Origin of the sequence: Sulfuricurvum sp., from assembly GCF_019163035.1 — a bacterium.
Taxonomy (GTDB): domain Bacteria; phylum Campylobacterota; class Campylobacteria; order Campylobacterales; family Sulfurimonadaceae; genus Sulfuricurvum.
Window position 1 is genome coordinate 1 of sequence record NZ_JAFLKV010000038.1, and the last position, 2,065, is coordinate 2,065.

Sequence of the window (2,065 nt, forward strand, 5' to 3'; positions counted from 1 at the left end):
CGTTTTATACTCTCCATTATGGAACCTCTACACCCCCTCTATCATCACTATCTTGACATTTTAGATGTGGCATTTCAGCCCATTGTTGATATCCACTCTGGAGCTATTTTCGGTGTTGAAGCATTGCTCCGTGGAACTGATACTTTGGGCTTTGAGGATATTGGATCGTTTTTTGATCGCTTATACGAAGAGGATATCCTCTATACGTTTGATTTGCGTCTTCGCGAAAAAGTGATTGAGAAATTTTGTACGATTTCGGGATATGAGAGCCTCAAACTTTTTTACAATCTCGATAACCGCGTTTTGGAAATGACCGATTTTTCAAAAGGAAATACCCATCGTCTTCTTAGCCGTCACAATCTTGATCCCAAAGCGATTGTTTTTGAACTCTCTGAACAAAATGAGATACTCAATATTGACCATTTTACGAAGTTGATGCACCACTATAGTGATGAGGGATTTTGCATCGCGATTGATGATTTCGGTATTGGGCAATCGGGGTATAAACTTCTCTATCATTGCGCTCCGAACATCATCAAGATTGACCGTTTCTTTTTGAGCTCCATCGACAAAGATCCGAAAAAGAAGCTCCTTGCTCGTAACATGGTGCAACTCTCTACCCTAGTAGGGAGCCGCGTCATTGCAGAGGGAGTTGAGACGGAACAGGAACTTCTGGTGTGTAAAGAGATCGGATGTCATTTGGTGCAGGGGTATTTTATTCAGCGCCCGGCGCTGGATTGTACCCTCATTGTCGAGAAGTATCTCGCGAGCTCGACGAATTTAAGGGAGGAAAAACGCTCCCTTAGCAATCAAAAAATCGTCTTAAAACGGCTCGAACCGCTCAAAGCGATTACGCTGGGTGCCTCGATGGAGACATTGCTCGATTTATTGAATGAAAACAAAGAGATGTTTCTCGTCCCTGTTGTGGATGCCGCTATGCAGCCGGTTGGGATTATCCATGAACATCAACTCAAAGCGATTGCCTGCTCTCCTTATGGGCGCTCATTAACGCAGAACCGTTCCTCCAACCTCTCGGCAATAGAGACCTATATCGAACCGATTCCCGTGGTTGATTTGACGATGCCTCTGGAGACGATGATTGAACTTTTCTCTTTGTCTGAAAACGCACCGGGAGTTTTGGTCGTGGAATCCTCTCGTTATATCGGATATTTGAGTGCGCGTGAGATGATTGAGGTCGTACATGAACGTAATCTGATCCGCGCGAGGGATGAAAATCCTCTCACCCGATTGCCGGGAAATTTTAGGATTAACGAATACATCGCGTATGTGATTGATAGCGGGTGTGAAGCGGTATTGGTCTATTTTGATTTTGACCATTTTAAACCCTACAACGATTATTACGGATTTCGCAACGGAGATAGGGTGATTTTACTCTTTGCCGAACTGATGCATAAAGTGTTATGCAGTAAATATTTCAAAGGGCATATCGGAGGGGATGATTTTTTTGTCGGGGCAATTATAGATGAGACCCATACCTTTGAAAAAATTTGCGGTGAGATTGAAAAATTGATCGCTGCCTTTAGCGATGATGTTCGGGCATTTTACGAACCCGCAGATCGCGAACGCGGTTGCATCGTTGCCGAAGATAGAGACGGTAATAGTCGAGAATTTAAACTCTTGGGAGTAAGCTCCGTCGTGATACGTATGGGTAGCGGTTCGTCGATTACTTCGAGTGAGCATTTGCAACGTACTTTTGCCATGGAGAAGAAAACCGCAAAAAAATCGCCCAATCACATGAGCATCATCGGTTATTGACACGATAGCTTTGGTATAATGCTCAACAATTATAATCTGCGGAGCGAACAGTGGAACAAAAAGAGCCCATGACCAAATACGGTTTTCAACGTCTAAGTGATGAACTGAACACCCTTAAAAATATCGATTTGCCGGCAGTTAATGTCGAAATCGACCGTGCCAAAGAGTACGGAGATTTAAAAGAAAATTCCGAATACCACGCCGCGCGTGAAAAACAAGCCTTTATCGGAACACGTATTTCTGAACTGGGAGAGGTGATTTCACGTGCGCAAATCGTCGATCCGAGCGA

1 protein-coding gene and 1 pseudogene are annotated in these 2,065 nt (G+C 44.0%); both read left to right on the plus strand.

The window, feature by feature from the left end:
• Positions 1-1,776: GGDEF domain-containing protein (locus tag JZU62_RS03475; RefSeq protein ID WP_295011934.1), on the plus strand; the 1,776-nt coding region annotated here is incomplete at its 5' end.
• A 50-nt stretch (positions 1,777-1,826) separates the two neighbouring features.
• Positions 1,827-2,065 (plus strand): annotated as a pseudogene (locus tag JZU62_RS03480) (transcription elongation factor GreA); the annotation flags it as partial.